Below are 24,971 nucleotides of genomic sequence, written 5' to 3'. Positions count from 1 at the left end.
TGTGTCGGTGCGGGCGAGGCTGCTTCGGTGCGGGCACGGCCGTTTCGGGGCTGGCCCATCCATGTCGATGCGGGCACGACCACTTCGGTGCGGGCACGACCACTTCGGTGCGGCACGGCCGTCTCGGCACGGGCACGACCACTGCGGCGCAACCACATCCACTTCGGTGCGGCGCAGCCGCCTCGGCACGGGTACGAGTGTTTCGGCGCGGGTCCATCTATGTCGGTACGGGCACGACCACTTCGGTACGACCACATCCACTCCGGTGCGGCACGGCCACCTCGGCGCAGGCACGACCGCATCAGCGCGGCCTCATCCACTTCGATACGGACACGACCGCCCTGGCGCAGGCGCCGCTGCCTCCGCACGGCCACATCCACTTCCGCACGCGGCCACGACCGCCCCGGCCCGACCACGGCTACTTCGGCGCCGCCACCGCGCCGGCCAGTTCCGCGATGTCGGCGAGCATCTGCGCGGTGTCGGGGTCGCGTCCGGTGAACAGGCGGAACGCGTCGGCCGCCTGGAAGACCGCCATGCCGCCGCCGTCGAGGGTGGCGCAGCCCAACGCTCGGGCGGTGCGCAGGAGTTGGGTATCCAGGGGGCGGTAGACGACCTCGGCGACCCACTGTGCGGAGTGCAACAGGCGGGCGGGGAAGGGCAGTCCGGGGTGGGCGGCCATCCCGGTGGGGGTGGCGTGGACGATGCCGTCGGCGCCGGCGAGCACTGCGGGCAGCAGTTCGGGGCCGGCGCCGGCCGCGCGGCCGGCGCCGAAGTGGCGGCTCAGGGAGTCGGCGAGGGCGGCGGCGCGCTCGGGCAGCGCGTCGACGACGGTGACGCGCTCGGCGCCGAGGGTGAGCGTGGCGTGTGCGACGGCCGCGCCCGCGCCGCCCGCGCCGAGCTGGACGACCCGCTCCATGGGCGCGTCGGGCAGTCCGCGCGCGAAGGAGGCGGCGAAACCGGTGACGTCCGTGTTGTGGCCGACCGCGCGGCCGTCCGCCTCGAAGACGACGGTGTTGACCGCGCCCAGCGCCTCGGCCTGCGGGGCGAGCCCGTCGAGGTGGTCGATGACGAGCTGCTTGCACGGGTGGGTGATGTTGAGCCCGTCGAAGCCCAGATCGCGGGCGGCCCGCACCAGGTCGCCCACCGCCTCCGGGCCGACACCGAGCACGTCGATGTCAATGAGCCGGTAGACGTAGCGCAGGCCCTGCCGGTCGGCCTCGCGTTCGTGCAGGGCCGGGCTGAGGGAGGGGCCGATGCCGGAACCGATCAGTCCGACGAGATACGAGTCCTTGACGACATCGGCCACGGTGGCCCTCCCGAACGGCTCACTAATGTACGAACTAGTACGTTAGCTATATCAGGATCCCGGGCCCGCGGGAAGCCCCGGACGCGAACTCGGCGACCCGGCGCCGCGCCCCGGCTTCTACAATCACCGGCACTGGCCCCTCGCCCGAAGGAACCCGATGACCAGCGTCGAAGAACCGGCACGACCGAACGGGCGGATCCGTGACGCCGCCCGCACCAAGGCCGAGATCCTCGACGTGGCGACCCAGGAGTTCGCGCGGGCCGGCTACGACGGAGCCCGCGTCGACGAGATCGCGGCCCGCACCCGCACCACCAAGCGGATGATCTACTACTACTTCGGCGGCAAGGAGCAGCTCTTCACAGCCGTCCTGGAACGGTCCTACGGCGTGATCCGCGAGGCCGAACAGGGCCTGGACGTCGAGCATCTGGACCCGGTGGCGGCCATCCGCCGGCTCGCGGAGCTGACCTTCGACCACCACGAGCAGCACCCGGACTTCATCCGTCTGGTGTCCATCGAGAACATCCACGGGGCCGAGCACATCGCCGCGTCCGAGAAGCTCGGGAAGATCGGCTCGCCCGCCCTCGACGTGACCGGCCGCATCCTGGAGTCGGGGCGGAAGTCGGGCCTGTTCACGGCCGACGTGGACGCCGTCGACCTGCACGCGATGATCAGCTCGTACTGCTTCTTCCGGGTCGCCAACCGGCACACCTTCGGCGCCCTGTTCGGCCGCGACCTGGTCGCCCCCGAGCAGCGCGAGCACTACCGGACCATGCTGGGCGACATGGTGATCGCCTATCTGACGGCGGACCGGACGACCGACTGAGGTCGCACCGAGGTCTCACCCGGGACGCACCCAGGTCGCCCGACGGCACCCCTTGACACCCGGGAAACGTGGGCGCAACATCCCTACCCACCGAGACTAACTATCCAGTGGGTTAATTAGCCGCGATCCGGCAGCACCGCCCCCCCTCCCCTCCCCCACGCTCCCCCGTCTCCGCTCACTCCGCCGCCTACGGTGGAGTTCCCCCGAAGGAGCAAGCCGTGTCCGTCCCCGCCAAAGCCGTCGGGCAGCCGAAGAAGGCGGCCGCCGCCGCCTGGATCGGCAGCGCCCTGGAGTACTACGACTTCTTCATCTACGGCAGCGCCGCCGCGCTGATCTTCCCCAAGGTCTTCTTCGACGACTCGGACCCCGCGACGGCGACCCTGCTCTCCCTCGCGACCTTCGGGGTCGCCTACGCGGCCCGTCCGGTCGGCGCGCTGTTCCTCGGACACTTCGGCGACCGCGTCGGCCGCAAGAAGGTCATGATCTTCACGCTGCTGCTGATGGGCCTGTCGACGTTCCTCATCGGCTGCCTTCCCACCCGGGCCCAGGTCGGCTCGCTCGCCCCGGTCCTCCTCGTGCTGTGCCGCGTCCTCCAGGGCATCTCCGCGGCCGGCGAGCAGGCCAGCGCCAGTTCGATGACGCTGGAGCACGCGCCGCCGGACCGGCGCGGCTTCTTCACCAGCTTCACCCTCGGCGGCACCCAGGGCGGGCAGCTCCTCGCCACCCTCGTCTTCCTCGGCATCGCCCAACTCCCCGACAGGCAACTGCTGTCCTGGGGCTGGCGCGTCCCGTTCTGGGCCAGCGTCCTGGTCGCGGTCGCCGGTTACTTCATGCGCCGCACGCTCCAGGAGACCCCGGCCTTCGCCGAGCAGGCGGCCACCGAGGGCGTCGTGAAGCTGCCCCTCGTGGTGCTGCTGCGCGAGCACTGGGCGGACGTCCTGCGGGTGATCGCGGGCGCGCTCATCGCCTCCGTCTCCACGATCTTCACGGTGTGGGCGCTGGCCTACGCGACCAGCGACTCCGTCGGCATGTCCCGTACGTCGATGCTGTGGGTGGGCGCGCTCGCCAACCTCGTCGCCCTCGCCGCGATCCCCCTGTGGGCCACCCTGTCCGACCGCATCGGCCGCCGCCCGGTGTACCTGATCGGCGCGGTCGGCAGCGCGATCACGATGTTCCTCTACCTCTGGGCGATCTCGACGGGCTCCTACGCCCTCGTCCTGATCCTCGGCATCGTCACCTTCGGCGTCGTCTACAGCGCCGCGAACGGCGTGTGGCCCTCCTTCTACGGCGAGATGTTCTCGACCCGGGTGCGGCTGTCCGGCATGGCCATCGGCACCCAGATCGGCTTCGCGGTGGCCGGGTTCGCGGTCACCTTCGCCGCGCAGATCGCGGGTCCGGACGGCACGGACTGGTCCTCGGTGGCCCTGTTCACGGCGGCCCTGTGCGTCCCGCCGGTCATCGCCGCGGCCACGGCCCGCGAAACCAGCAAGGTCCCGACGGAACTGCTCGGCACACGGTCGCCCCGGGAGACCTCACGGCCGGAGACGGTGACGGCCTGACCGTCGCCCGGTGACCACCGCGCCCCCGGGTGCCGGACGCCTTTTGGGCTCCGGTGCCCGGGGGTTTCGAGTTCGGGATCTTTCGAGCGATGCCGGTGGAGCGGCTCGCCGCACGGCAACTCCGACTCCCGGCAGGCACGTGATTCGCCGTCAACCGGGGTAGGACGGTCACAGGCCCGGTGACACCGGCCTTCGTGAACCTGCGTGCGCGGGGCGCCGCCAAGGCACTCGCAGCCCGGCGCCGCCAGTAGGGCCTCCGCGTGCCCCGGCCGATTTCAGGGGCGGCCGGTGCACGCGGGCCCGAGCCTGACTATCGTTGCCCGATCACACGTGCGAAAGGTGGTCGAGGGCGTGGCGGGGGCCGAGGAGTGGATACGGGTGCCGGTCGGCGACGACGCCGGGCGGTGGGCGACGCGGGGGCACAGCCGCAAGGTGCTGTTCGTCGTGCACAACGTGACCTCCGCGACCCGGCTGCTCGATGTGCTGCCGCTCTTCCACGACGACTTCCGGGTGCAGTTGCTGGTGACGTGCACGGGGTCGTCGGCGTTCCGGGCGGGGGTCGGCGAGTTGCTGGCGGAAACGGGGGTGCCGGTGCTGCCCTGGGACCAGGCCGTGCGCACCTCGGTCGACTTGGCGGTGTCGGCGAGCTTTGGCGGTCAACTCCGGGCATTTTCCGGCGTATTGGCCGTGTTGTCCCACGGTGTCGGATACACTAAGACGCTGGGGACACCCAACACCCAACACCCAACACCCGGCAGCGAGGCGGCGGAGCCCGCGGCTCCGGTGTTCGGGTTGTCGCCGGAGTGGTTGCTCGACGAAAGCGGACGGCCCGTCGCCGACGCGCTGGTGCTGTCGCACCCCGAGCAGATGGAGCGGCTGCGTGCCGTCTGCCCCGAGGCCGCGTCCACGGGCGTACTGGCCGGTGATCCCTGCTGGGACCGCATGCTCGCGGCCCGCTCCTACCGGGAGCGCTACCGGCGGGCGCTCGGCGTCGGACGGGCCCAGCGCCTGGTCGTGCTCAACTCCACCTGGAACCCGGAGTCCCTGTTCGGCGACGACCTCCTGCCCTCCCTGCTCCCCCGGTTGACCTCCGAACTCCCCGTCGACGAATACCGTCTGGCCGCCGTCCTGCACCCCAACATCTGGTACGGCCACGGCCCCGGCCAGCTCCGCGCCTGGCTCGACCGCGCCCGCCGCGCCGGCCTCACCCTCGTCGACCCCCTGCACGGCTGGCGCCAGGCGCTGCTCGCCGCCGACGCGGTCATCGGCGACCACGGCTCGGTCACCTACTACGCCGCCGCACTCGGCACCCCGGTCCTCCTCGGCGCAGCCCCCCTCGCGGGCCTCGCCCCCGACGCCCCGGTGCACGCCTTCGTCCGTACGGCACCCCGCCTGGACCCCGCACTCCCGCTCCGCCCTCAACTGGCCCAACTCATCGGCACCCACCGCCCGTTGCCGGCCCCCGCCGCCTTCACCAGCTCCGTACCGGGCGAGTCGGCCACCCGCCTCCGTCGCCTCTTCTACGACATCATCGGCATCCCGGAACCGGACGCGCCCGCGCTGCTCGAACCTCTCCCGCTCCCGCCGTTCGAGCCCGCGGCGCACACGGTCCCGCTCCAGGTGCTGACCGAGCTGCTGGGCTCGGGCGAGGTCTCCGTCGTCCGGCACGCGGGCCCGCACCCGGCGCCCGACAGCACGGGCGAGGCCCACACGGCGGTGCACGAGGACACCCGTGAGCAGTCCCAACTCTCGCTGGCCGACGTGGTGTTCCGTCACGGCGCGGCGGACGATCCGCGGTTCGGATCACCCGCGCTCTGGACGGCGGAGACACTCGCCCGGCACCCGCAGTGCGCCCTCGCCGCGTACGTCACCGGCCCCGGCGCGTGCACGGTCCGCACCTCGGACGGCACCCTGCTGCACCTGCGCGCCGAGCCGGGCGCGGACACCGACCCGGCGGCCCATGCCTCGGCCCTGTACGGCTGGCTCGCGTCCGGCAAGTCGCTGCACGAGGTCGTCGCCCAGGGGCTGACCGTGCACACGGGAGGGGCCGTTCACCGGGTCCGGGTCACCCGTGGCTAGCCGTCGCAGCGTTCGCGCAACAGGCGCAGATACTCCAGGTGTTGTTCGGCCTGCTCGTCGCGCAGGGCGGCGGTCGCCTCGTCGATCAGGGTGCGGGCGGCCGTGAACTCGCCGCCGTTCAGGCGGGTTTCGGCGAGGTCGGTGAGGGTGCGGGCCGTGTTGTAGGCCTCGCCGCTCGCGCGGAAGAAGGCCAGCGCGCGGTCCAGGCGTTCGACGGCCTCGGCTCGGCGGCCGAGGCCGCGCAGGGCCCGGCCCCGGTGGCGTTCCAACAGGGCGCGGGCGCGCGGCAGATCGGCGGCGCCCTCGTCGGCGGGACCGATGCCGTCCAGGATCCGGTAGGCCTCGTCGAAGGCCGCGTACGCCTCGTCGAAGCGCCACTGGCGCAGCCGGAGCAGGCCGAGGAACTCGACGGCGGAGGCATGTCCGCGCACATGCCCTCCCGCCCGTTCGTCCCGGGCCGCCGCGAGCGCCTCGGGTTCCGCCTCGTCCCAGCGTCGCAACTCCATGAGGCTGTGGGCGAGTTGGGCGTGCAGGGCGCCGGCGGTGCGGGTGCCGGGGAAGTGGGCGTCCGCCGTCCGGACGCCCGCCCGCAGGGCGGGGAGCAGTATGTCGTGGTGGCCCGCCTTGAGTTGGAGCGGCCACAGGGCCTGGCCCAGCAGGACGACGGTGTCCCAGTCGCCGAACTCCTCGGCCGCGTGCACGGCTTGGACCAGGTTGGGGGCCTCGGCGGCCAGTGCGGCGACGCCCGCGCCCCGGTTCTCGTACGACAGCGGGGTGGTCGCGGACGGGACGCGCCAGCTCTCGGGCAGGGCGGCCCGGGCGGCGGCGAGCGCGAGGTGCAGATAGCCCTCGACGGTGCGGGACACGGCGGCGGAGCACGCGGCGATCCCGTCGGTGGCGGCGGCCGTGCGGGCGGCGTGCGCGCGGACGGCGGGGCGGTAGCGGTACCGGCCGTCGTCCGTCGGCTCGATGAGCAGAGCGCCGGCCAGCTCGTCGAGGAGCCGGGCGGCGTCGGTCGCGTCGGTCCCGGCGGCACGGGCGGCCGCGGCGGCGTCGAGGGCCGGCCAGTCGTAGAGGCCGCACAGGCGGTAGAGGCGGGCGGCGTCGGGGGCCAGCAGGCGGTACGAGTCCTCGACGGCGGCACTCACCGGGTCGCTCCCGGGCCCGGCCGGCGTCTCCGGCGGCGTGGTCAGCCGGGGTGCGGCGGCGCGCAGTGCGTAGGGCGAGCCGGCGCAGCGGTCCAGTACGGCGGGCAGTGTGGCGCGGGCGGCGCTGACCGCGGGTTTGCCGGCCAGCTCGGTGAGCAGTCGTTTCGCGTCCCGGTGGCCGAGCGGGCCGACCGGGATCCGCAGGGCGTCGAGGCCGATGAGCGGATGGCGCGCCACGACGAGGGTGACCACGTCCGGAGCCGGGGCCAGCAGCGGTTGCACCTGGGCGGCGGAGCGGGCGTGGTCGAGCACCACGAGGGCACGGCGGTCGGCCAGGGAGCGCCGGAACAGGGCGGCCCGGTCGGCGAAGGAGGGCGGTATGTCCTCGTCGGGCAGGCCGAGTTGGCGCAGCAGCGCGGCCAGCACCGGTTCGGGGCCGAGCGCGCGCAGGTCGGCGTAGAGCTGCCCGTCGGGAAAGCGGGCCGCCTGCCGTGCGCCCCAGTGGAAGGCGAGGGTGCTGGTGCCGATGCCCTCGGGGCCGTGGAGGAGCACGAGTCGCGGGCGTCCGCCGAAGGCGCGGGTCGCCTCCTTGTCCAGGAGCCTCAGGGCGTCCTGACGGTCTGTGAAGGAGCGGGGCGCGACCGGGAGGCAGTGGCGTCCCGGCCCGGTGACGGGGGCCGGGACACGCACGCCCCGTGCGAACCGGGTCCAGGCGAGGGCGAGTTCGGGGTCGGCGTGCACGCGGTCGTGGACCAGGCGGGCGATCGCGTGCACTTCGTCGGGGGTGGCGGGTGCCGTCACCTCACGTCCGGCGAGCCGGCGGACCATGCCGCCGGCCGATTCCCAGGCCAACTTGCCCGCCTCGCCCGCCATCCCGGAGCCGACGGCTCCGAACACCGCACCGATGGCGCCCGTGGACAGCAGATCCATCACCGCGTGCACTCCCCCGTCGTCCGCTCGCCGCACAGCGGATCAACCTTAGCGCCGGTGAGGGATGGTGACGATGGGTCACCCCTTGTCGGCGGCCTTCGGAATGCCGTACGCCCGCTCCACCCGCAGCCGCAGCACCAGCCGCCGGTCCCGCACCATCGCCGCCCGGTAGTCGTCCCAGTCCGGGTGCTCGCCCAGGACGTCGCGGTAGAGCCGGATGAGTTCCTCGACCGTGTCGTCGTGCGGGTCGGCGGCGACCGGGGTGAGGTCGGCCGTGCCCTCGGCGACCGTGTACGCCCACCGGTCGGGGCTGGTCACGTGGTAGGAGGCGCGGGGGTCCCGGCGCAGGTTGCGGGTCTTGGCGCGGTCGTCGGTGATCGACACGCGGATGATCCGCTCGTCGGGGTAGTAGGCGTGGCTGACGTTCGACAACTGGGGCCGGCCGTCGCCCTTGAGGGTGACCAGTACCCCGCCGTGGCCGTCGGACAGCAGGCGGAGGAGGGGTGCGTCGTCCTGAGTCGTGTCCTGAGTCATGACCGGAACAACGGACGCGGCACATCCGCCATTCCCGGTAGACACTGTCTACCGCCTGCTGGTAGACAGTGTCTATGAGTGAATCGGAAGCAGCGGGCCTGCGCGACCGGCTCGTCGACGCCGGGGTCGACCTGGTCGCGAAAGAGGGGGCGCAGGCCCTCACCCTGCGGGAGATCGCCCGGCGGGCCGGTGTCTCGCACGGGGCACCGCGCCGTTACTTCCCCACCCACCTGGAGCTGCTGTCCGCCATCGCGCGGCGCGGCTTCGCCGACCTGGGCGAGCGGGCGGCGGGGGCGATCGGGGACGGTGGGGCCGACCCGCGCGCGCAGGTGGCGGCGCTGGGCGGCGTCTATCTGGAGTTCGCGCTCGACAACCCCGGCATGTACGAGTTGATGTTCCGTCACGATCTGCTGGAGAGCGGGCACTTGGGGCTGCGGGACACCAGCCTGCCCCTGTTCGGTGTCCTGGTGGACCTGGTCGGCCGGGCCCGTCCCGGCCTGGACGCGCGCACGGTCGCGGGCGCGCTGTGGGCGAACCTGCACGGCATCGCCCAGCTCTGGCGCTGGGGCAGCCTCCAACTCGCCACCGGCGCCGACGACTTCGTCCCCCTGCTGCGGTCGGCCCTCGACGCGCACCTCGGTCCGGAGGCCGCCGTATGACGGCGCACGGTCGGCTCGTGCTGGCCGGCAGCGCGGCGGGGGCGGCGATCGTCGCACTCGACGGGACCGTGCTCACCGTCGTACAGCCCACGCTGCAGCGGGAGTTGGGGGCGTCCCTGGCCCAGGTCCAGTGGACCAGCACCGCGTATCTGGTCGCCGTGGCGAGCCTGTTGGTGTCGGCCGGGCGGATCGGGGACCGGTACGGGCATCAGCGGGTGTTCGGGCTCGGCATGCTCGGTTTCGGGGTCGCCTCGGCCGGGATCGGGCTGGCGCCCGGTGTCGGCTGGGTGATCGGACTGCGGGTCGTGCAGGGGGTGTTCGGGGCGCTGTTGCAGCCGGCCACGCTCGGCATGCTGCGCGCCGCGTTCCCGCCCGACCGGCTCGGCATGCCGATCGCCGTACGGACGAGTGTGATCGGACTCGCGGCGGCGGCCGGGCCGTTGGTGGGCGGGGCGCTGGTGGGCGCGGTGGGCTGGCGGGCCGTGTTCTTCCTCAACGTCGTGCCCTCGCTGGTGTTCGGCGTACTCGCGCTCACCGTCCGGGGCCCGCAGCGCACGGAATCAGCCACCATCCGGTTCGATCTGCCCGGCGCCCTGCTGCTCGCGCTCTCCCTCGCCTCGCTCGTCCAGGCGCTGGTGGATCTGCCCGGGTCGGCCGGTGGGCTGGCCGTGTCGGCGCTGGCCGGTCTCGCCTTCGTACGGCATGAGCGTCGTACGGCGCATCCGCTGCTGCCGCCGGACGTCGTCGGGTCGTCGGCGATCCGCGGGGCGCTCGGGATGCTGCTCGCGGCATCGGCCGCGTTCTCCGGGACGCTGTTCGTCGTCACCTATTTCCTTCAGGACACGATGGGACTTGGCCCGTTCCAAAGCGCCCTCCGAGGGCTGCCGTTGGCCGCCGCGATGGTCCTCGCGGCACCCGCGACCGCCGTGGTGCTGCGCCGGGTCGGGGCGCGTCGTACGGCCGGCGTGGCGATGCCGGTCGTAGCCCTGGCTGTTCTCGTGTTGTCCCGGGCCTCCGGCACAGTCGCGGTATGCGGGGGTTTCGCCCTGCTCGGGGCCGGGTTTGGAACGGTCATGGTGGCGGCGACCCAAGTAGTCGTGCGGGCGGCGGCCGTGGAGTCGGCCGGGGTGGCGGGCGGGCTCAAGCAGACCGCGGCGAACGTGGGGCCGACATTGGGCGTAGCCGCCGGGAGCGCGCTGCTGGCCGGAAGTGGCCGGGAACAGGCGCTCGGAGTGCTCGCCGCGGTGGCCCTGACCGGCGCTCTCGCCGCTCGCGCGCTGCCCGGACGGACAGTCGCGTCGCTCACACATCCCCCCGTTACAGGAGACCGCGCAGGTGTTCCTGCGGGACGATGAGTTCCGAGGTGTCCGGGGCCGGGTATGCGGGACCCCACCTCGTGAACGCAATTCGGAGGAGAGCCATGGCAAAGCTGCGACAAGAGGTCGACCCGGACGAGGTCGGACTGGATCACAAGGCACTGGACCGCCTGGACCAGCACTTCGCCCACTACGTCGACGTGGAGCGCCTGCCGGGCTTCCTGGTGTCCGTGGCCCGCGGCGGCCGCGTCGCCCACCTCACCGCCCACGGGTACCGCGATGTGGCGGCGAAACTCCCCGTCACACCGGACACGTTGTACCGGATCTACTCCATGACCAAGCCGGTCACCGCGGTCGCCGCGCTGATCCTGATGGAGGAGGGCAAGCTCTCGCTGGACGACCCGGTCGCCGACCACCTGCCGGCCTTCGCCGACATGCGGGTCTACGACAGCGGCTCCGGCGCCGGCCTGAAGACGCGGCCGGTGGAGCAGCCGATGCTGATCCGCCACCTGATGACCCACACCTCGGGCCTGACCTTCGCCTTCTACCACTCGCACCCCGTCGACGCCCTGTACCGGGAAGCCCACTTGGAGTCGTCCGTGCCGCCCGGCGCGAACCTCGCCGAGACGATCGACGTGTACGCGAGCCTGCCGCTCCAGTTCGAGCCGGGCACGCAGTGGAACTACTCCGTCGCCTCCAATGTGCTGGGCCGGATCGTCGAGGTGGTGTCCGGGCAGCGGCTCGACGAGTTCTTCGCCGAGCGGATCTTCCGGCCGCTCGGGATGCCGGACGCCGGCTTCCAGGTCCCGGACGAAAAGGCGGACCGGCTCTCGGAGTTGTACGGCGACGCCGACGGCGGCGGTATCGAGCCGATCGCCGGACTGCCGCTGCGGGGCGGCCGGCCCCGGTTCCTGTCGGGCAGCGGCGGGATGGCGGCGAGCCCCTACGACGTGCACCGGTTCGCGGAGTTCCTGCGGCGCCGGGGCGAACTCGACGGCACCCGGCTGCTCGCCCCCGAGACGGTCGACCTCATGGCCAGCAACCATCTCCCCGGCGGCGCCGACATGCGCGCCTTCGGCAGCCCCGCGCACCAGGAGTCCGGCAACGACGGCATCGGTTTCGGCCTCAGCGTCTCCGTCGTCATCGACCCCGACCGCACCCAGGCCCCCATGGGACTGGGCGCGTTCGGGTGGAGCGGGGTGGCGACGACGACGTTCTGGGTGGACCCGGGCCGCGATCTCACCGTGCAGTTCATGACGCAGCTCCGGCCGAAGTCGTCACTGAAGATCATGCCGGAGCTGAAGCAGTTGGTGCACGAGGCGATCACGGGCTGAGGACCGCACCCGGCTACTGATCCACCCGCAAGGTGAACTCCAGCCCCTCCCCCGCCAGTTCGCTCAGCCACTCCCGTGACCGCTCCGCCGTCTCCGCCGCCCGGTTCAAGCCGGACGGCAGGTCGTCGGACAGGATGTGGCGGACCGCCAGGGAGAGGGGACGCGACACGCAGCGGGCCATCGCGCTCTCCTCCTCGTCGCCGACCAGGTCGAGGAGGTAGCTGCCGGACCAGGTCCCGCCCGCGTCGCCCCGGACGTCCAGGGACACCGCGAGGACGACCCGGTCGCGGTCGGCGTCCGTGGTGGGATAGGTGGCCGCCAACTCCCGTGCCAGCGCGGCGATCCGGTTGTCGTCGCCCGCCTTCAGTTCCTCGAACACCGCGTCCCAGGCCCGCAGCCAGCCCTCCAGGCGCAGGGTGCCGCGCACGAACGTCCGTGGTGTCCATCCCCCCGGCAGCCCGTACTGCTCGATGAACGGCACGCTGTCCCGGTTCGGATAGACCTCGAAGGTCTCGCCGTCCACGACATGCGGCCGGGTCACCTCCCAGGGCCGGGCCGCGACGGTCTCCTCGCCGTCCTCCAGGTAGCGCGCCGGCGAGCGCAGCGCGCCCAGGACTCCGGCGGGCGCCCAACTGAAGCGGTACCGGAAGTCGTTGGGCACCGCGGGGACACCGCCGCAGTACGAGGTGAAGCGGTACGAGGCCGCCGTACCCTCGCCGATCGCCTCCCGGGCGCGGGCGACGAGGCTGTGGGCGAAGAGGTGGTCGATGCCCGGGTCGAGTCCGGCCTCGGTGAGGACGACGATGCCCGCCTTCTCGGCCGCCGGGACCTGTTCCAGGACGGCGTCCGAGACATAGCTGGAGCAGGCGAAGTGTGCCTGCCGGCGGACGCAGGCGGCCAGCAGCGCCGCGTGTTCGGGCGCGGGCAGCATGGAGACGACGACGTCTCCGGGCGCCAGTTCGGCCGTGAGCGCGGCGAGGGTGAACGCGCGGGGCGCGGCGCGCCCCGTCAGGCCCTGGTGATCCAGGGCCTGAGCCGCGCGTTCCTCGGTGCGGTGCCACAGCCGTACCCGCTCGGCGGCGTCGCACAGCAGGGCGAGACCGCTGCCCGTGGAGAGTCCGGCGCCGATCCAGTGGACGGTTCCGCTCGCGCGCACCACGTCAGACATGGCCCAGCTCCCCTTCGGTAGCGGCGTTTTCGAGCTCATGGGACTTCGTGCGGAAGAGGTCCATGCTGCGCCCCCATGCCCCGCCGGTCCCGAAGCCCAGGAGGTGGGGCAGCAGCGCGGCCGAGAAGTCGGTGCTGGACTCCCTCGGCAGCAGGGACGGCAGGTTGTCGATGGCGATGAGGTCGAGCGGGGGCTGCGTGTGCAACTGCCGTACGGGGTCGCCCCATTCGGTCGTGCGGTCGTAGACCGGCAGGACGTTGAGGGACGAGCCGACGTCGCAGGTGACGTCGCAGACGGTGCGGAGCCGACGGGTCGGGTCGTCGAGGTCCGGTTCGCGGAGGAAGGGCGGGACGGGGGTCGTCGCCAGGACGCAGTTGACCAGGACGTCGTGGGCCAACAGGGCCGGGCGGTCCAGGTCTTGGGTCTCGGCCAGGTCCCAACAGGTCGGTGCGACGCCGGCTGTGGAGAGGGCCACGCGTGCTCCCCGTCCGCTGCGGCCGAGCGCGCCGATCACCAGCGCCGTGAACTCCGGGTCCCCGACGGCGGGTTGGAGGGTCTTGTCCAGCTCCTCCTTCGAGGTGGGGGTGAGGGGCGCGGTCAGTCGGCCCCGGTGCTGGAGCACGGCGAGGGCCGCGCCCAGGTAGCCGGCCCAGAAGCCGAACGCGGCGAGGCGGCGCCCGTCGTCGTCCACCAGGTATTCGAGGTCGAGGAGCGCTCCTCCCCCGGCCGTGAAGCGGCTCAGCAGGTCGCCCGCCCCGGGCTGGCCCTTGTAGGCGTGCCCGAAGAAGATGTGACGGTGGGTCAATTCGGCCGGTTCGTCCGGGAGTTCCTTGAGGCCGAGGATCACCGCGTCGCGCGGCGCCGACACCCAGGAGCCCGCGGGCGCCACCCGGGCGCCTACCGCCTCGTACTCCTCGATCGGGAAGATCCGCTGCGGGGACTCCTCGACCGTGAGGGTCACCCCGCTCTCGACGAGGCGGCGGGCGTCGGAGGGGACGACCGGGGTGCGGCGTTCGGTCGTGCGGGGCTCGTGGCGCAGCCACAGATGCAGCTCGGTCATACCAGGTTGACCTCCGGACGCGGGGCGTCGGCCGCGAACCGGCCGGCGCTCAGGGGGCTGACGTCCACGAAGGGTACGTGGCCGAGGTACAGGTCGCGGACGACCTCGCCGACGGCCGGTCCCTGGAGGAAACCGTGGCCGGAGAAGCCGGTGGCGTAGAGGAAGCGGGAGACCGAAGTCGCCTCGCCGATCAGGGCGTTGTGGTCCGGGGTGTTCTCGTACAGGCCCGCCCAGCCGCCGGTGCGGCGCAGTTCCAGGAGGCCGGGGGCGCGGTGCTGCATCGCCTCGGTGAGGCGGGGGATCCAGCGGTCGTGGGTGTCGGTGGCGAAGCCGGGGCGCTCGTCGGGGTCGGACATGCCGACGAGGAGGCCGGGGCCCTCGCTGTGGAAGTAGAGGCTCGTGGTGAAGTCGATCGTCATGGGGAGCGCGGGCGGAAGGCCGGGTACCGGTTCGGTGACCGCGATCTGGCGGCGCAGCGGCTGCACCGGGAGGTCCACGCCGACCATCGCGCCGATTCCCTTGGACCAGGCACCGGCCGCACAGATCACCGTGTTGGTGTCGATACGGCCCAGGGTCGTCAGCACGGCGGTGATGGTGTCGCCGTAGGTCTCGATGCCGGTGACGTCGGTGTGGCGCATGATCGTCGCGCCGTGGGCGCGGGCGGCGGAGGCGTAGCCGTGCACGACGGCCTCGGGGGTGCAGTGGCCGTCGTCGGGCGAGTAGGCGGCGGCGAGCAGGCCCTCGGTGCTGATCAGCGGGGAGAGGCGGCGGGCCTCGGCGGGGTCGATCAGCCGGCTGGGCACGTCGAGGGAGTTCTGCAGCCGGACGCCCGCCTCGAAGGACGCGACGTCCTCGGGCCGGGACAGCAGGAAGAGGTAGCCGATGCGATGTAACCCGATGTCGTACCCGGTGTCCTCCTCGAAGCGCTCGAAGGCCTCCAGGCTGCGGGCGCCCAGGTGCACGTTGAGCCCGTCGGAGAACTGCGCGCGCACTCCGCCGGCCGCCTTGGAGGTGGACCCGGCGGCGAGTTCGTCCCGTTCGACGAGGACCACGTCTCTGACGCCGGCGCGGGCGAGGTGGTAGGCGATGCTCGTGCCGATGACCCCGCCGCCGATGACGACGACCTCAGCCTGACGCTTCACGGGCGCTCCTTCTTGGCCGCGTCGATCACGGCCCAGGCCGCGGCCGCGTCCTGGATGCCGAGGCCGACGCTGTTGTAGTGGACGATGTCGTCCGGTCGGGTACGGGCGCCGCGGCGGCCGGTGAGTACGGCGCCGAGCGGGATCAGGTCGGCGGGGGCGAGCAGTCCGGCGCGCAGGGCGTCGACGATCGGCCCGGCGTGCGCGGCGGCCGTCTCCGGGTCGTCGACGACGACGGCCGCCGACCGCCGCAGGACCTCCGCGTCGACCTCACTGCGGGTGGGTTCGAACGAGCCGATGCTGACGACCGTGCAGCCGGGCGCGAGCCACGCGCCGCGCACCACGGGGGTGGTGCTGAGCGTGCAGGCGGCGACCACGGACGCGCCGGTCACGGCATCCTCCGCGGTGTCCACCGCCTCGACGGGGAAGGGAAGTTCGGCCGTCAGCGTCCGTGCGGCGTGTGCGCGCCGCACGGGGTTCGGGCTCCAGAGTCGTACGGAGGCCAGGTCCCGGACCCGGGCGATCGCGCGGACGTGGGCGAGGGCCTGGGTGCCGGAGCCGAGGACGGCGAGGCGGTCGGCGTCGGGGCCGGCCAGGGCGTCGACGGCTACGGCGCTGCCCGCGGCCGTGCGCAGAGTGGTGACCGCCGTGCCGTCCATGACCGCGACCAGGTGCCCGGTGACCGGGTCGAGGGCGCTGATCACCGCGTGGACGGTCGGCAGCCCCGCCTTCGCGTTGGCGGGGTTGACGCTGCCGAACTTCGCCACCGCCCCGGTGTCCGCCGACAGCCGGGAGACATAGGCGAAGACGACACTGTCGTCGAAGCGGCTCGGGTGCATGATCTTGCCGGGCAGGTCGGCGTCGCCGTCGCCGAGCGCGGTGAAGGCCGCGCGCTGCGAGGCGATGGCCGCGTCCGTGTCGAGCAGGTGCCGGACGCGGTCGCCGGAGAGGAAGAGGACGTCGTCGGTCATTCCCTCTTCCTGTCCGGACCGCGCTCACCGGAATCAGGACCAGTGCGCCACCGCGTCCAAATGGGGCAGGTGGTGGTCCAGGCGCTCCCGCTTGGTCCGCAGATAGGTGATGTTGTTCTCGCAGGGCGGGATCAACAGCGGTACCTCTTCGGAGACTTTGATGCCGTGTTCCAGCAACGCCTCGCGTTTGCGCGGGTTGTTGGAGAGCAGCCGGACGCTCGCCACACCCAGGTCGTGCAGGATCTCGGCGGCCACGCCGTAGTCGCGGGCGTCGACGGGCAGGCCGAGGGCGAGGTTCGCCTCGACGGTGTCCAGGCCCTCCGCCTGCAGGGCCATCGCGCGCAACTTGGCGAGCAGGCCTATGCCGCGGCCCTCGTGCCCTCTCAAGTAGACGACGATGCCCCGGCCTTCGGCGACGACGGCGCGCATCGCGGCGTCCAGTTGGTCGCCGCACTCGCAGTGCTGGGAGCCGAAGGCATCGCCCGTCAGGCACTCCGAGTGCAGTCGGGTGAGTACGTCGTCCGTGCCGATGTCGCCGTAGACCAGGGCCACTTGCTCGTCACCGCGGTCGTGGTCCAGGTAGCCGATCGCCTGGAATTTGCCGTACACGGTGGGCAAGGGAGCATTCACGACGCGTTCCGCGCCCCTGGACTGCGCGGACTTCTTCTTGCCGAGTACGCCAATGTTTTCTGTCATGATCTGGTTCCTAAGCAGAGACGAAAGGCCGTGAAAAAATGAATGGTTCGGGCTCACGGACGGCGGCATACGGACTGGTGCCGGCGGACACCACGGAGGACGTGAGGTCTAGGGGGGCAGAAGTATCAACACAGGTCGCCGTCCTTCCGGTCGGCAGTTTCGAGCAGCACGGCCCGTATCTTCCGCTGGCGACCGACACCCTCGTCGCCTGTGCCGTGGCCCGGGAGATCGCCGCGGCGTACCCGGTGCATCTCCTGCCGCCGGTGACGATCGGCTGCTCGCACGAGCACGCCGCCTGGCCGGGGACCGTCAGCATCTCTTCCGTGACCCTTCATGCGGTGGTGCGGGACATCGCGGACTCGCTCCGCCGCTCGGGGGTTCAGGCCCTGGTGGTGGTCAACGGTCACGGCGGAAACTACGTACTGGGCAACGTCGTTCAGGAGTCCTCCGCGCGCGGGGAGCGGATGGCGCTGTTCCCGGCCGCCGAGGACTGGGAGGCCGCGCTGGAGCGGGCCGGGGTACTGACCTCGCTGCTCACCGATATGCATGCGGGGGAAATCGAGACCTCCATTCTGCTGCACGCTCATCCCGAATTGATCCGTCCCGGTTATGAGACCTCCGATTTCGTCGCCGACGACCGTCGCCATCTCCTGACGCTCGGTATGTCCGGCTATACCGAGTCGGGCGTCATCGGGCGCCCGTCCCTCGGCTCGGCGGAAAAGGGGAAGGCCTTGCTGGCGAGCCTCGCCGATTCCTTCGGCGCGTATTTCTCGATGCTGACCGCGGACGCCTGAGCGGGTTCCGGGTCCGGTACGGCGGTGCCGGGCCCGGTGGTGCGCAGGCCGGTGCACCAGCGGGCGACCAGGACCAGCAGGCCGGGCAGGGCGGCGACGAAGCTGAGCACGCCGTAGATCACCGAGACGGACAGGCCGCTGCTCGCGCCGAGACCCGCGGCGCCGAACGCCCAGGCGGTGACGCCCTCGCGGGGGCCCCAGCCGCCGACGTTCAGCGGCAGGCCCATGGCGAGCAGCGCGAGGATCGCGATGGGGAGCAGTTGGGCGACGGTGGCGGCGGAGCCGGCGGCCCGGGCGGCGACGACGAACATCGCGAGGTGGCCCGCCAGGATGACCAGCGAGGAGAAGGTGACGCCGGGCCAGTTGGCGCGGGAGAACAGTCCGGCGCGTGCCTCGTCGAGGGTGGTGCGCAGGGCGCGGGCCCGGCGGGTGGTGGCGGCCGGGCGGTTCATGCGCAGGGCGGCCACGACCGCGAGCGCTCCGACGGCGGCGAGCAGGACGAGCGGGGCGATGCTGCGGACGTCGGCCATCACCGGGGAGTCGAGGCCCAGCAGGACCGTCACCCCGACGACGGCCAGCGCGATCTGTCCCGCGACGCGTTCCAGGACGACGGCCCGTACGGCGCGGCCCATGTCGCCGGCGCTCTGTCCGTGGCGGACCGCCCGGTGGACGTCGCCGAGGATGCCGCCGGGCAGGGCCGCGTTGAGGAACAGGGCGCGGTAGTAGTCGGCGACGGCCGGGCCGAGCGGCAGCCTGATGCGCAGGCCGCGTGCGACCAGGGCCCAGCGCCAGGCGCTGAACACGGTGGTGACCAGGCCGATGCCGAGTCCGATCAGCAGGGTCGGTGCGTCGATCCGGCGCAGTCCGTCCAGGAAGACGCCGGTGCCCAGGCGCCACAGGAGGACGCCGAGGATGGTGACGCCGGCGACCGTGCCGAAGTGGGTGCGTACCGCGCGGGAGTTCACCCGGTTCAGGATCGCGCGCAGGACGCGGCGGGCGCCGGAGGCACGGTCGGCGGTGGGACGCGGGGCGGCGACGATCACCCCGATGCGGTCGCCGGAGACGGCCGAGCTGTGCAGCGGCGGGGTGTGCTTGGGACGGCGTACCGCTTCTACCGCGGTCTCGGTACGCAGGGCGAGGGCGACCGGCGTGGACCGGTCCACACGCACCCGGCGCGTCCTGGTGCCCGGCCGCGGTGCGACCGTCCGCATGGTCTCGACGCTCATGACGTTCCCCCCGTCGGCCGGGCCAGCGCCAGCAGGTCGCTGTGGTGGACGAGCACGGTCAACTCCCCGGCCGCGCACGCCGCGAGGCGCTCTCGCAGATAGTGGTCGGCACGTTCCTTCAGCTCGGGGCGTTCCTCGACGGCCGCGCCGACCCAGCCGCGCAGCCACTCGGCGGTCAGCGCGAGGTCGTCGGGGCCCAGCCGCCAGGCGCTCGGGTGGACGCGGACCGTGGCGCCGTGCGCGGCGAAGGCCTCGCAGGTGACGGTGACCGCGTCGGGGCCGAGGAGGCCGTCGCGCCGCTGGTGGGCGTTGAACGCGTCGGCGATCTCGGCGTCCATCGGGTCGGCCGGGGTGAGTTCGACCCGCCCGGCGACGGAGAGGGTGAGCAGCGCGGGGCAGCCGGCGCCGACACAGGCGGCGACGAGCGCGTCCACCTCCTCGCGGGTGAGGACGTCCAGGAGGGCGGAGGCCGTCACCAGCGAGGCGCCGACCAGCGCGTCCGGGGTCAGCCGGGCCACGTCGCCGCGCCGGGTCTCGACCGTGACGCGGCTGCCGTCGGCGGCGGCACGCGGTGAGGCGACGGCGGCGAAGTGCAGGAGGTAGGGGTCGCGGTCGTGCAGGATCCAGTGCTGGGCGCCGTCGAGGCGGGGCGCGAGCCAGCGGCCCATCGAGCCGGTGCCGCAGCCCAGGTCGTGGATGACGACCCCGGAGCGGCCGGGCAGGTTGGCGAGCCGGATGCGCAGCGGGTCGAGCAGTTCGGGCGCCCGCGCGACGGCGTCGGCGCCCTCCCGCAGCTCCAGCCACTCCGGCGCGTAGCGCGGCGGGTCGTCGGGGCCGACGTCCCGCAGCCGTACGGTGGCCCGCTCGCCGGGGCGGGTGGCGGGCCCGGCGCCGGGGATCACGGAACCCGGCCCTGTCTGCTCGCCCGTGTCCGCCTGGACCGTTCCCGCCATGATGTCCTCCGGCCCCGGCTGTCCAGCCGTCGCGTTCTGCTCTTCGGGCTGCACCGGGGCGACCAGCATGCCCAGCGGTACGCCCCTGGGCCCCGGCTGCGCCGGAATCCGTCCAGCTTGTGCCGTGATAGCCGACTTACTCATGCCGCCCTCCGGGGTTCGCTGGGGAGCCGGGTGAGTACGCCGGCCAGGCTGCGGGCCGTGGTGGCCCACCCGTCGAGGGCCGCGCGCCGGCCCCGGGCCGCCGCCTTGAGACGACGGCGTACGTCGGCCTCGCCGAACCAGCCGCGCAGTTCGGCGGCGAGGGCGGCGGGGGCCTCCGGCGGGACGAGGATGCCGGGCACCCCGCCGTCGGGGGCGCGGCCGACCGCCTCGGGCAGCCCGCCGACGTCCGTGGCCAGCACGGGGATACCTCGCGCGAGGGCCTCGGTGACGGCCATGCCGTACGTCTCGGCGTACGACATGAGGACCATGAGGTCGGCGGAGGCGTAGGTGGCGTCGAGTTCGGCGCCGGCCCGCGGGCCGGCGAGGTGCAGCCGGTCCTGGAGGCCGTGGCGCTTGATGAGGTCGCGCAGGTGGTCGACGTACTCCGGGTCGTTGCCGAAGCCGCCGACGCACTCGCAGGTCCACGGCAGGTCGGCCGCGGCGGCCAGTGCCTCGATCAGCCGGTGCTGGCCCTTGCGCGGAGTCAGCGTGGCGACGCACAGCAGGCGGGAGACGCCGTCGGTGCCGGAGGCGAGGGGCGCGATGTCGGCGCCGGGGGTGGCGACATGGACGCGTTCGGGGGCGAGTCCGTGGTGGGAGACGAGGCGGCGGACCGCCCACTCGCTGGTGCCGATGACCGCCGACACCGCCCGCAGGACCGTACGTTCCTTCTCGTCCAACTCCGCGGCCACGGCGGCCTCCAGGCCGGTCTCGTCGCCGAGCGGAAGGTGGACCAGGACGGCCAGGCTCAGCCGGTCCGCCTCCGGAACGACGATCTCGGGGACCCCGCAGGCCACGAGCCCGTCCATGAGGACGGCGGCGCCGTCGGGCAACTCGCGCAGCACCCGGGCGAGTTCGGCGCGGGCCGCGCTGCCCGGCCGGGGCCACTCGCCGTCCACGGCGTGCTTGTGGACCTGCCAGCCGAAGCCGGGCAGGTCCAGGCTGACGCGCCGGTCGTAGGCGTTGCCGCCGCTCGGCGCGGCCGGGTCGTCGACGCCGCCCGGCATCACGAAGTGCACGGTGCGCAGGGACATGGGGATGATCTCGGCATTCCGGGAGGCCGCGCGCTGTGCGGGCAGGAATCCCAGCGAGGGGGCGCGGTCGATGGTCACGTCGCTCACAGGGCACGCTCGTAACTCGCCCAGGCGACGTGCGACTCGTGCAGGGTGACCTGGAGCCCGGCCAGGCCCTGGGCGCCCTCGCCGAGCGCGCCCTTCTGGATCCGCTCGGCGAGCCGGTCGGCGATGACCTTCGCGAGGAACTCCGTCGAGGTGTTGACCCCGGCGAAGTCGGGTTCGTTGTCGAGGTTTCTGTAGTTCAACTCGCTCACGACGGCACCCAGTTCCTGGGTGGCCAGTCCGATGTCGACGACGATGTTGTCGTCGTCCAACTGCTCGCGCCGGAAGGTGGCGTCCACAAGGAACGTGGCTCCGTGCAACCGCTGTGCGGGCCCGAACACTTCGCCGTGGAAGCTGTGGGCGATCATGATGTGATCGCGAACGGTGATGCTGAACAACGGACGACCCTCCAGGTGCGGCGCGTCTGGTCCCCCGGCTGATCCCTGCCGGGGGATGCCGTGTAGTACGGCTCCACGTCTCCCCCTGTTCAGCCCGCTCTCACTCTTTTCTCAGGTCAGACGCGCTTGTCGTACGGAATTGAACGGTTCTCAGCCAATGTCGGTGTAGCGGACCCGGTGGCACAGGGCCGGGATCTCCCCCGAAGCGAGCCTGGGCAGCAGGTCCGGCAGCTCCTCGAAGCCGCTCTCCCCGGTGACCAACGCGTCCAGCGCGGGGTCGGCGAGCAGTTCGAGGGCGAGGGCGAGCCGGTCGGCGTAGCTGCGGTTCGCCCGGTTCGGGGAGACGGTGCCGACCTGGCTGCTGCGGATCACCAGGCGGCGGGAGTGGAAGGCCTCGCCGAGCGGGAGGCTCACCTTCCGGTCGCCGTACCAACTGAGTTCGAGGACGGTGCCTTCCGGGGTGAGGAGTTCCAGCGCGCGGGCCAGGCCCTGTTCGGTGGCGCTGGCGTGCACGACGAGGTCGCACTCGCCGAGCGCGTCCTCGGGCAGCGCGAAGCCGACTCCCAGCGCCTCGGCGGTCTTCGCGCGCGCCGGGTCGGCGTCCACCAACTGGACGCGTACGCCCGGGAAGCGGGCCAGCAGCGCGGCCACCGAACACCCGACCATCCCGCCGCCGACCACCGCGATCCGGTCGCCGATCAGCGGTCTCGCGTCCCACAGCGCGTTGACGGCGGTCTCCACGGTCCCGGCGAGAACGGCCCGCCCGGCCGGCACGGAGTCCGGCACCGGTGTCACGGCGCTCACGGGGACGACGTAGCGCGTCTGGTGCGGATAGAGGCAGAAGACGGTACGGCCGAGCAGCGCGGCCGGGCCCTCCTCCACGACCCCGACATTGAGGTAGCCGTATTTCACCGGGCCCGGGAAGTCGCCCTCCTGGAAGGGGGCCCGCATGGTCGCGTGCTGGCTCTCGGGCACTCCCCCGCGGAAGACCAGGGTCTCGGTGCCGCGGCTCACGCCCGACCACAGGGAACGGACCAGCACCTCGTCCTCGGCGGGGTCCGGCAGAACGACGTCGCGTATCTCGCCGTGCCCCGGAGCGCTGACCCAAAACGCCCTCGCGGTGCGCTTCATCGGGATCCTCCTGAACGATCGGGAAGCTGTTCACGTACGGGTAACCACAGGCCGCGCACAGTACGCGGCGTTGATCGACTCTGTCATACGGCCGGAGGGTGTGCGGTGGCCCTGAACAACACATACGAAGCAAGGCTGGTCCAGCAGGAGACCGCTGTGGGAGCGGGCGTTCAGATCCTGTTGCTGGCGTTGCTCGGCACGGCGATCGGGATGGGGCCGGCCGGCTGGCTGACCGGCCTGGCATTCGCGATCGCCACCTGGGCCGTGCTGTCCAAGGCGCTGCACCGGACCCGGACGCGTTCCTTCGGCCCGGCCAACCGGGTCACCCTCGGCCGCGCGATCCTGGTCGGCGGGGTGACGGCGCTGGTCGCGGACTCCTTCGAGAGCTCGCCGCCGGTGACGCTGCTGGTGGGGCTGACGGCGGTGGCCCTGATCCTGGACGGCGTCGACGGCAAGGTGGCCCGGCGCACGAACACCTCGACCGCGCTGGGCGCGCGCTTCGACATGGAGGTCGACGCGTTCCTGATCCTGGTGCTCAGCGTGTACGTCTCGACGCAGATGGGCCCGTGGGTCCTGCTGATCGGCGGCATGCGCTACGCGTTCGTCGCGGCGGCCCGCGTCTGGCTGTGGCTGAACGCCCCGCTCCCGCCGAGCACCGCCCGCAAGACGGTCGCCGCCACCCAGGGCATCCTCCTGCTGCTGGCGGGCGCGGACCTGCTGCCGCACACGGCCAACCTCGCCGTGGTGGCGCTCGCGCTGGGCACGCTGGTGTGGTCCTTCGGCCGCGACATCCTGTGGCTGTGGCGCACCTCCCGCACCGCCCTCGTCGAGGAGGTCCCGGCCGAGGAGAAAATCCTCGAACTGGTCTCGCAGTAGCACCGGTCACACCGAAAGGGCCCGGACCACCAGACGGTGGATCCGGGCCCTTCGGCGTGCCGCACTATCCGTACGACGTGAGTGCTACGGCGGCTACGACCGCGGCGCGCGGCTGCGTACGACGGCGAAGGCACCGGCCGCGAGGCCGAGGACGCCCACGATCAGCCCGGCGATGCCGAGCCCGCGGGCGGTCGAGTCGCTGCTGGAGCTCGACGAGGAGGCGGAGGTCGTCTTCGTGGCGGTGGCCGCCGTGGAGGCGGAGGCGGCCGGGGCCTCGTCGCCGTCCTCGCTCTCCTTCGCGGTGAGCTTGAGGACGGGCGCCGGGTCCTCCGGCTCGTCACCGCCCGCCGTGGTCTCCTCGATCCAGCGGACGACGTCGCCGTCCGAGTAGGTCTGGAGCGTCTTGAACGTCAACTGGTCGGTGTCGTCGGGCAGTTGGCCAAAGGCGACGTTGAAGTCCTCGAACTGGCCCGCGCCGATCTTGCCGCCGGTCCAGGTGATCTCGGAGACGGCGTCGGTGATGGTGCCGTCGTCGGTCGTGACCGGCGTCTTGAGCTTGCTGGTGGTGACCTTCGCGGTCCAGCCGTTCTGCGGGGTGACCAGCACGCCGAGGACGGGGTGGTCGGTGGGCAGGTACACCTGGACCTTGGTCGTGCTGGCCTTGTCCTCCTCGTTGGGGACGCGGAAGGTGAGGACACCGTCCGTGGCGCCCTTCGCATAGCTCTCGGGGTGGACGGTGACGTGCGCCGAGGCGACGCCGGCGGCGGCCAGGACTCCGGCGGTGGCGAGCGCGGCGACGGTGCCTGCGCGGCACAGGGCGGTGCGGTGTGCGGACATGGTGAGGTGATCTCCGTACGGGAAAAGGAAGTTGGGGTGTCAGACCGGGTACGGGACCGGGACGGGTGGCCCTCTGCGGCTGACCGCGTGCCGCAGGAGGAGCTGGCGCAGGGGGGCCGCGTCGGCGCCGGTGCGTCCGGGGTGGCCGGCGGTGCGGGCGGGCAGGGGGGCGGGGGCGTCCCGCCACCAGGCGACCAGCCCCGGCACGAAGGCGACGGCCCAGCGCAGCAGCGACCACAGCGCGGCCTCACCGCGCCGCAGCCACCAGGCCGCGACGAGCGCGGCGACGACATGGGCGGCCACGGCGTGCGGGGTCATCGCCTGCGTCTGCCGCATGGGCGCCATGGTGTGCCCCGGCATGTGCGCCATCCCGGCCATCGCCATCCCGGCCCGGGGCCGCGCGAGGTCGAAGCCGAGGTGGAGGCCGGCCTGGGTGGCGAGCATGGCGGCACCGATGCCGGGCAGGGACCGCTCCCGTCCGCCGAGCAGCCACCCCGTGCCGAACACGACGAGGAACCCGGCACCGTCCGCCCACAGCGGGGGCGTCGCGCCGGTGGCGAGCCCGTGCCCGGCGGCAGCCAGCAGCACACACACCGCGGCGAACACCGCGGCGCGCAGGCTCCGTACCGCCGGGGATGCGCTCATGGTGACGGATCCTCCCACGCACCGCTGCCGCCGCAGCCGCCGATGGCGGTTTAGGGGGCAGCTCATA

Annotated in this window: 22 protein-coding genes and 1 pseudogene; 8 read left to right on the top strand and 15 right to left on the bottom strand. The window is 72.7% G+C overall.

Annotation, left to right across the window (positions count from 1 at the left end; translation table 11 throughout):
- Positions 1–418 precede the first annotated feature (418 nt).
- Positions 419–1,306 carry a shikimate dehydrogenase gene (locus tag OG223_RS43325; RefSeq protein WP_329261410.1) on the bottom strand — a complete coding sequence of 296 codons (888 nt, stop codon included), beginning with the start codon at positions 1,304–1,306 and terminating at the stop codon, positions 419–421.
- A 157-nt stretch (positions 1,307–1,463) separates the two neighbouring features.
- Between OG223_RS43325 and OG223_RS43320 the strand changes: the two genes are divergently transcribed.
- The 3 genes from OG223_RS43320 to OG223_RS43310 all read left to right on the top strand — a co-directional run bounded on the left by OG223_RS43320 (position 1,464) and on the right by OG223_RS43310 (position 5,767).
- Positions 1,464–2,129 carry a TetR/AcrR family transcriptional regulator gene (locus OG223_RS43320; protein ID WP_329261407.1) on the top strand — a complete coding sequence of 222 codons (666 nt, stop codon included), beginning with the start codon at positions 1,464–1,466 and terminating at the stop codon, positions 2,127–2,129.
- 218 nt (positions 2,130–2,347) lie between these two features.
- Entirely contained in the window at positions 2,348–3,688 is a 1,341-nt protein-coding gene (locus OG223_RS43315; RefSeq protein ID WP_329261404.1) for an MFS transporter, read from the top strand.
- A gap of 330 nt (positions 3,689–4,018) precedes the next feature.
- Entirely contained in the window at positions 4,019–5,767 is a 1,749-nt protein-coding gene (locus OG223_RS43310; protein ID WP_329261401.1) for a hypothetical protein, read from the top strand.
- Here the strand turns inward: OG223_RS43310 and OG223_RS43305 are convergent.
- Positions 5,764–7,881, bottom strand: a complete 2,118-nt coding sequence (locus OG223_RS43305; RefSeq protein WP_443073799.1) for a tetratricopeptide repeat protein — start codon at positions 7,879–7,881, stop codon at positions 5,764–5,766. The genes OG223_RS43310 and OG223_RS43305 overlap by 4 nt on opposite strands.
- Positions 7,882–7,923: 42 nt before the next feature.
- Positions 7,924–8,379, bottom strand: coding sequence for a PPOX class F420-dependent oxidoreductase (locus tag OG223_RS43300; protein ID WP_329261398.1), 456 nt, complete (start codon positions 8,377–8,379; stop codon positions 7,924–7,926).
- Positions 8,380–8,453: 74 nt separating this feature from the next.
- On the opposite strand from OG223_RS43300, the gene OG223_RS43295 reads away from it, so the two are divergent.
- The 3 genes from OG223_RS43295 to OG223_RS43285 all read left to right on the top strand — a co-directional run bounded on the left by OG223_RS43295 (position 8,454) and on the right by OG223_RS43285 (position 11,688).
- A complete protein-coding gene (locus OG223_RS43295; RefSeq protein ID WP_329261396.1) occupies positions 8,454–9,038 on the top strand; it encodes a TetR/AcrR family transcriptional regulator in 585 nt (194 codons plus the stop codon).
- Positions 9,035–10,393: an MFS transporter gene (locus OG223_RS43290; protein WP_329261393.1), complete on the top strand. Its 1,359-nt coding sequence runs from the start codon at positions 9,035–9,037 to the stop codon at positions 10,391–10,393. The genes OG223_RS43295 and OG223_RS43290 overlap by 4 nt, the downstream gene beginning before the upstream one ends.
- A 65-nt stretch (positions 10,394–10,458) precedes the next feature.
- Entirely contained in the window at positions 10,459–11,688 is a 1,230-nt protein-coding gene (locus tag OG223_RS43285) for a serine hydrolase domain-containing protein (protein WP_329261390.1), read from the top strand.
- A gap of 13 nt (positions 11,689–11,701) precedes the next feature.
- Here OG223_RS43285 and OG223_RS43280 read toward each other — a convergent pair whose 3' ends face one another.
- From OG223_RS43280 to ribA, 5 genes are read right to left on the bottom strand one after another with little or no spacing between them, the layout of a single operon-like run.
- A complete protein-coding gene (locus OG223_RS43280; RefSeq protein ID WP_329261387.1) occupies positions 11,702–12,856 on the bottom strand; it encodes a saccharopine dehydrogenase family protein in 1,155 nt (384 codons plus the stop codon).
- A complete protein-coding gene (locus tag OG223_RS43275) occupies positions 12,849–13,916 on the bottom strand; it encodes a saccharopine dehydrogenase (RefSeq protein ID WP_329261384.1) in 1,068 nt (355 codons plus the stop codon). Before OG223_RS43275 ends, OG223_RS43280 begins: the two co-directional genes overlap by 8 nt.
- Entirely contained in the window at positions 13,913–15,058 is a 1,146-nt protein-coding gene (locus OG223_RS43270) for an NAD(P)/FAD-dependent oxidoreductase (RefSeq protein WP_329261382.1), read from the bottom strand. The genes OG223_RS43275 and OG223_RS43270 overlap by 4 nt, the downstream gene beginning before the upstream one ends.
- Positions 15,055–16,026, bottom strand: a complete 972-nt coding sequence (locus OG223_RS43265) for an ornithine cyclodeaminase family protein (RefSeq protein ID WP_329261379.1) — start codon at positions 16,024–16,026, stop codon at positions 15,055–15,057. The genes OG223_RS43270 and OG223_RS43265 overlap by 4 nt, the downstream gene beginning before the upstream one ends.
- Positions 16,027–16,059: 33 nt before the next feature.
- Entirely contained in the window at positions 16,060–16,722 is a 663-nt protein-coding gene (gene ribA / locus OG223_RS43260; RefSeq protein WP_329261377.1) for a GTP cyclohydrolase II, read from the bottom strand.
- Positions 16,723–16,760: 38 nt separating this feature from the next.
- On the opposite strand from ribA, the gene OG223_RS43255 reads away from it, so the two are divergent.
- Positions 16,761–17,516: a creatininase family protein gene (locus OG223_RS43255; RefSeq protein WP_329261376.1), complete on the top strand. Its 756-nt coding sequence runs from the start codon at positions 16,761–16,763 to the stop codon at positions 17,514–17,516.
- 140 nt (positions 17,517–17,656) lie between these two features.
- On the opposite strand, the pseudogene OG223_RS43250 reads toward OG223_RS43255, so the two are convergent.
- The 5 genes and pseudogenes from OG223_RS43250 to OG223_RS43230 form a co-directional block, all read right to left on the bottom strand.
- Positions 17,657–18,727 (bottom strand): annotated as a pseudogene (locus tag OG223_RS43250) (lysylphosphatidylglycerol synthase transmembrane domain-containing protein); the annotation flags it as partial.
- A gap of 11 nt (positions 18,728–18,738) precedes the next feature.
- The gene (locus OG223_RS43245; protein WP_443073867.1) at positions 18,739–19,695 is read right to left on the bottom strand and encodes a trans-aconitate methyltransferase; all 957 of its coding nucleotides are present in this window, start codon (positions 19,693–19,695) and stop codon (positions 18,739–18,741) included.
- A gap of 140 nt (positions 19,696–19,835) precedes the next feature.
- Complete coding sequence (locus OG223_RS43240; protein ID WP_329261371.1) at positions 19,836–21,020, bottom strand: glycosyltransferase family 4 protein; 1,185 nt, start codon at positions 21,018–21,020, stop codon at positions 19,836–19,838.
- Complete coding sequence (locus tag OG223_RS43235) at positions 21,017–21,415, bottom strand: 6-pyruvoyl trahydropterin synthase family protein (RefSeq protein ID WP_200691410.1); 399 nt, start codon at positions 21,413–21,415, stop codon at positions 21,017–21,019. Before OG223_RS43235 ends, OG223_RS43240 begins: the two co-directional genes overlap by 4 nt.
- 150 nt (positions 21,416–21,565) lie before the next feature.
- Positions 21,566–22,546, bottom strand: coding sequence for a zinc-dependent alcohol dehydrogenase (locus tag OG223_RS43230; RefSeq protein ID WP_329261367.1), 981 nt, complete (start codon positions 22,544–22,546; stop codon positions 21,566–21,568).
- A 105-nt stretch (positions 22,547–22,651) separates the two neighbouring features.
- Between OG223_RS43230 and OG223_RS43225 the strand changes: the two genes are divergently transcribed.
- Entirely contained in the window at positions 22,652–23,422 is a 771-nt protein-coding gene (locus OG223_RS43225; RefSeq protein WP_329261365.1) for a CDP-alcohol phosphatidyltransferase family protein, read from the top strand.
- Positions 23,423–23,515: 93 nt separating this feature from the next.
- Here the strand turns inward: OG223_RS43225 and OG223_RS43220 are convergent, their stop codons facing one another.
- Both OG223_RS43220 and OG223_RS43215 read right to left on the bottom strand, forming a co-directional pair.
- Positions 23,516–24,259 carry a YcnI family copper-binding membrane protein gene (locus tag OG223_RS43220; RefSeq protein WP_329261362.1) on the bottom strand — a complete coding sequence of 248 codons (744 nt, stop codon included), beginning with the start codon at positions 24,257–24,259 and terminating at the stop codon, positions 23,516–23,518.
- Positions 24,260–24,298: 39 nt separating this feature from the next.
- Complete coding sequence (locus tag OG223_RS43215; RefSeq protein ID WP_329261360.1) at positions 24,299–24,904, bottom strand: hypothetical protein; 606 nt, start codon at positions 24,902–24,904, stop codon at positions 24,299–24,301.
- Between the last annotated feature and the right edge of the window lie 67 nt (positions 24,905–24,971).

Origin of the sequence: Streptomyces sp. NBC_01478, from assembly GCF_036227225.1 — a bacterium.
Lineage (GTDB): Bacteria > Actinomycetota > Actinomycetes > Streptomycetales > Streptomycetaceae > Streptomyces.
This window is presented reverse-complemented; position numbering and strand designations above follow the sequence as displayed.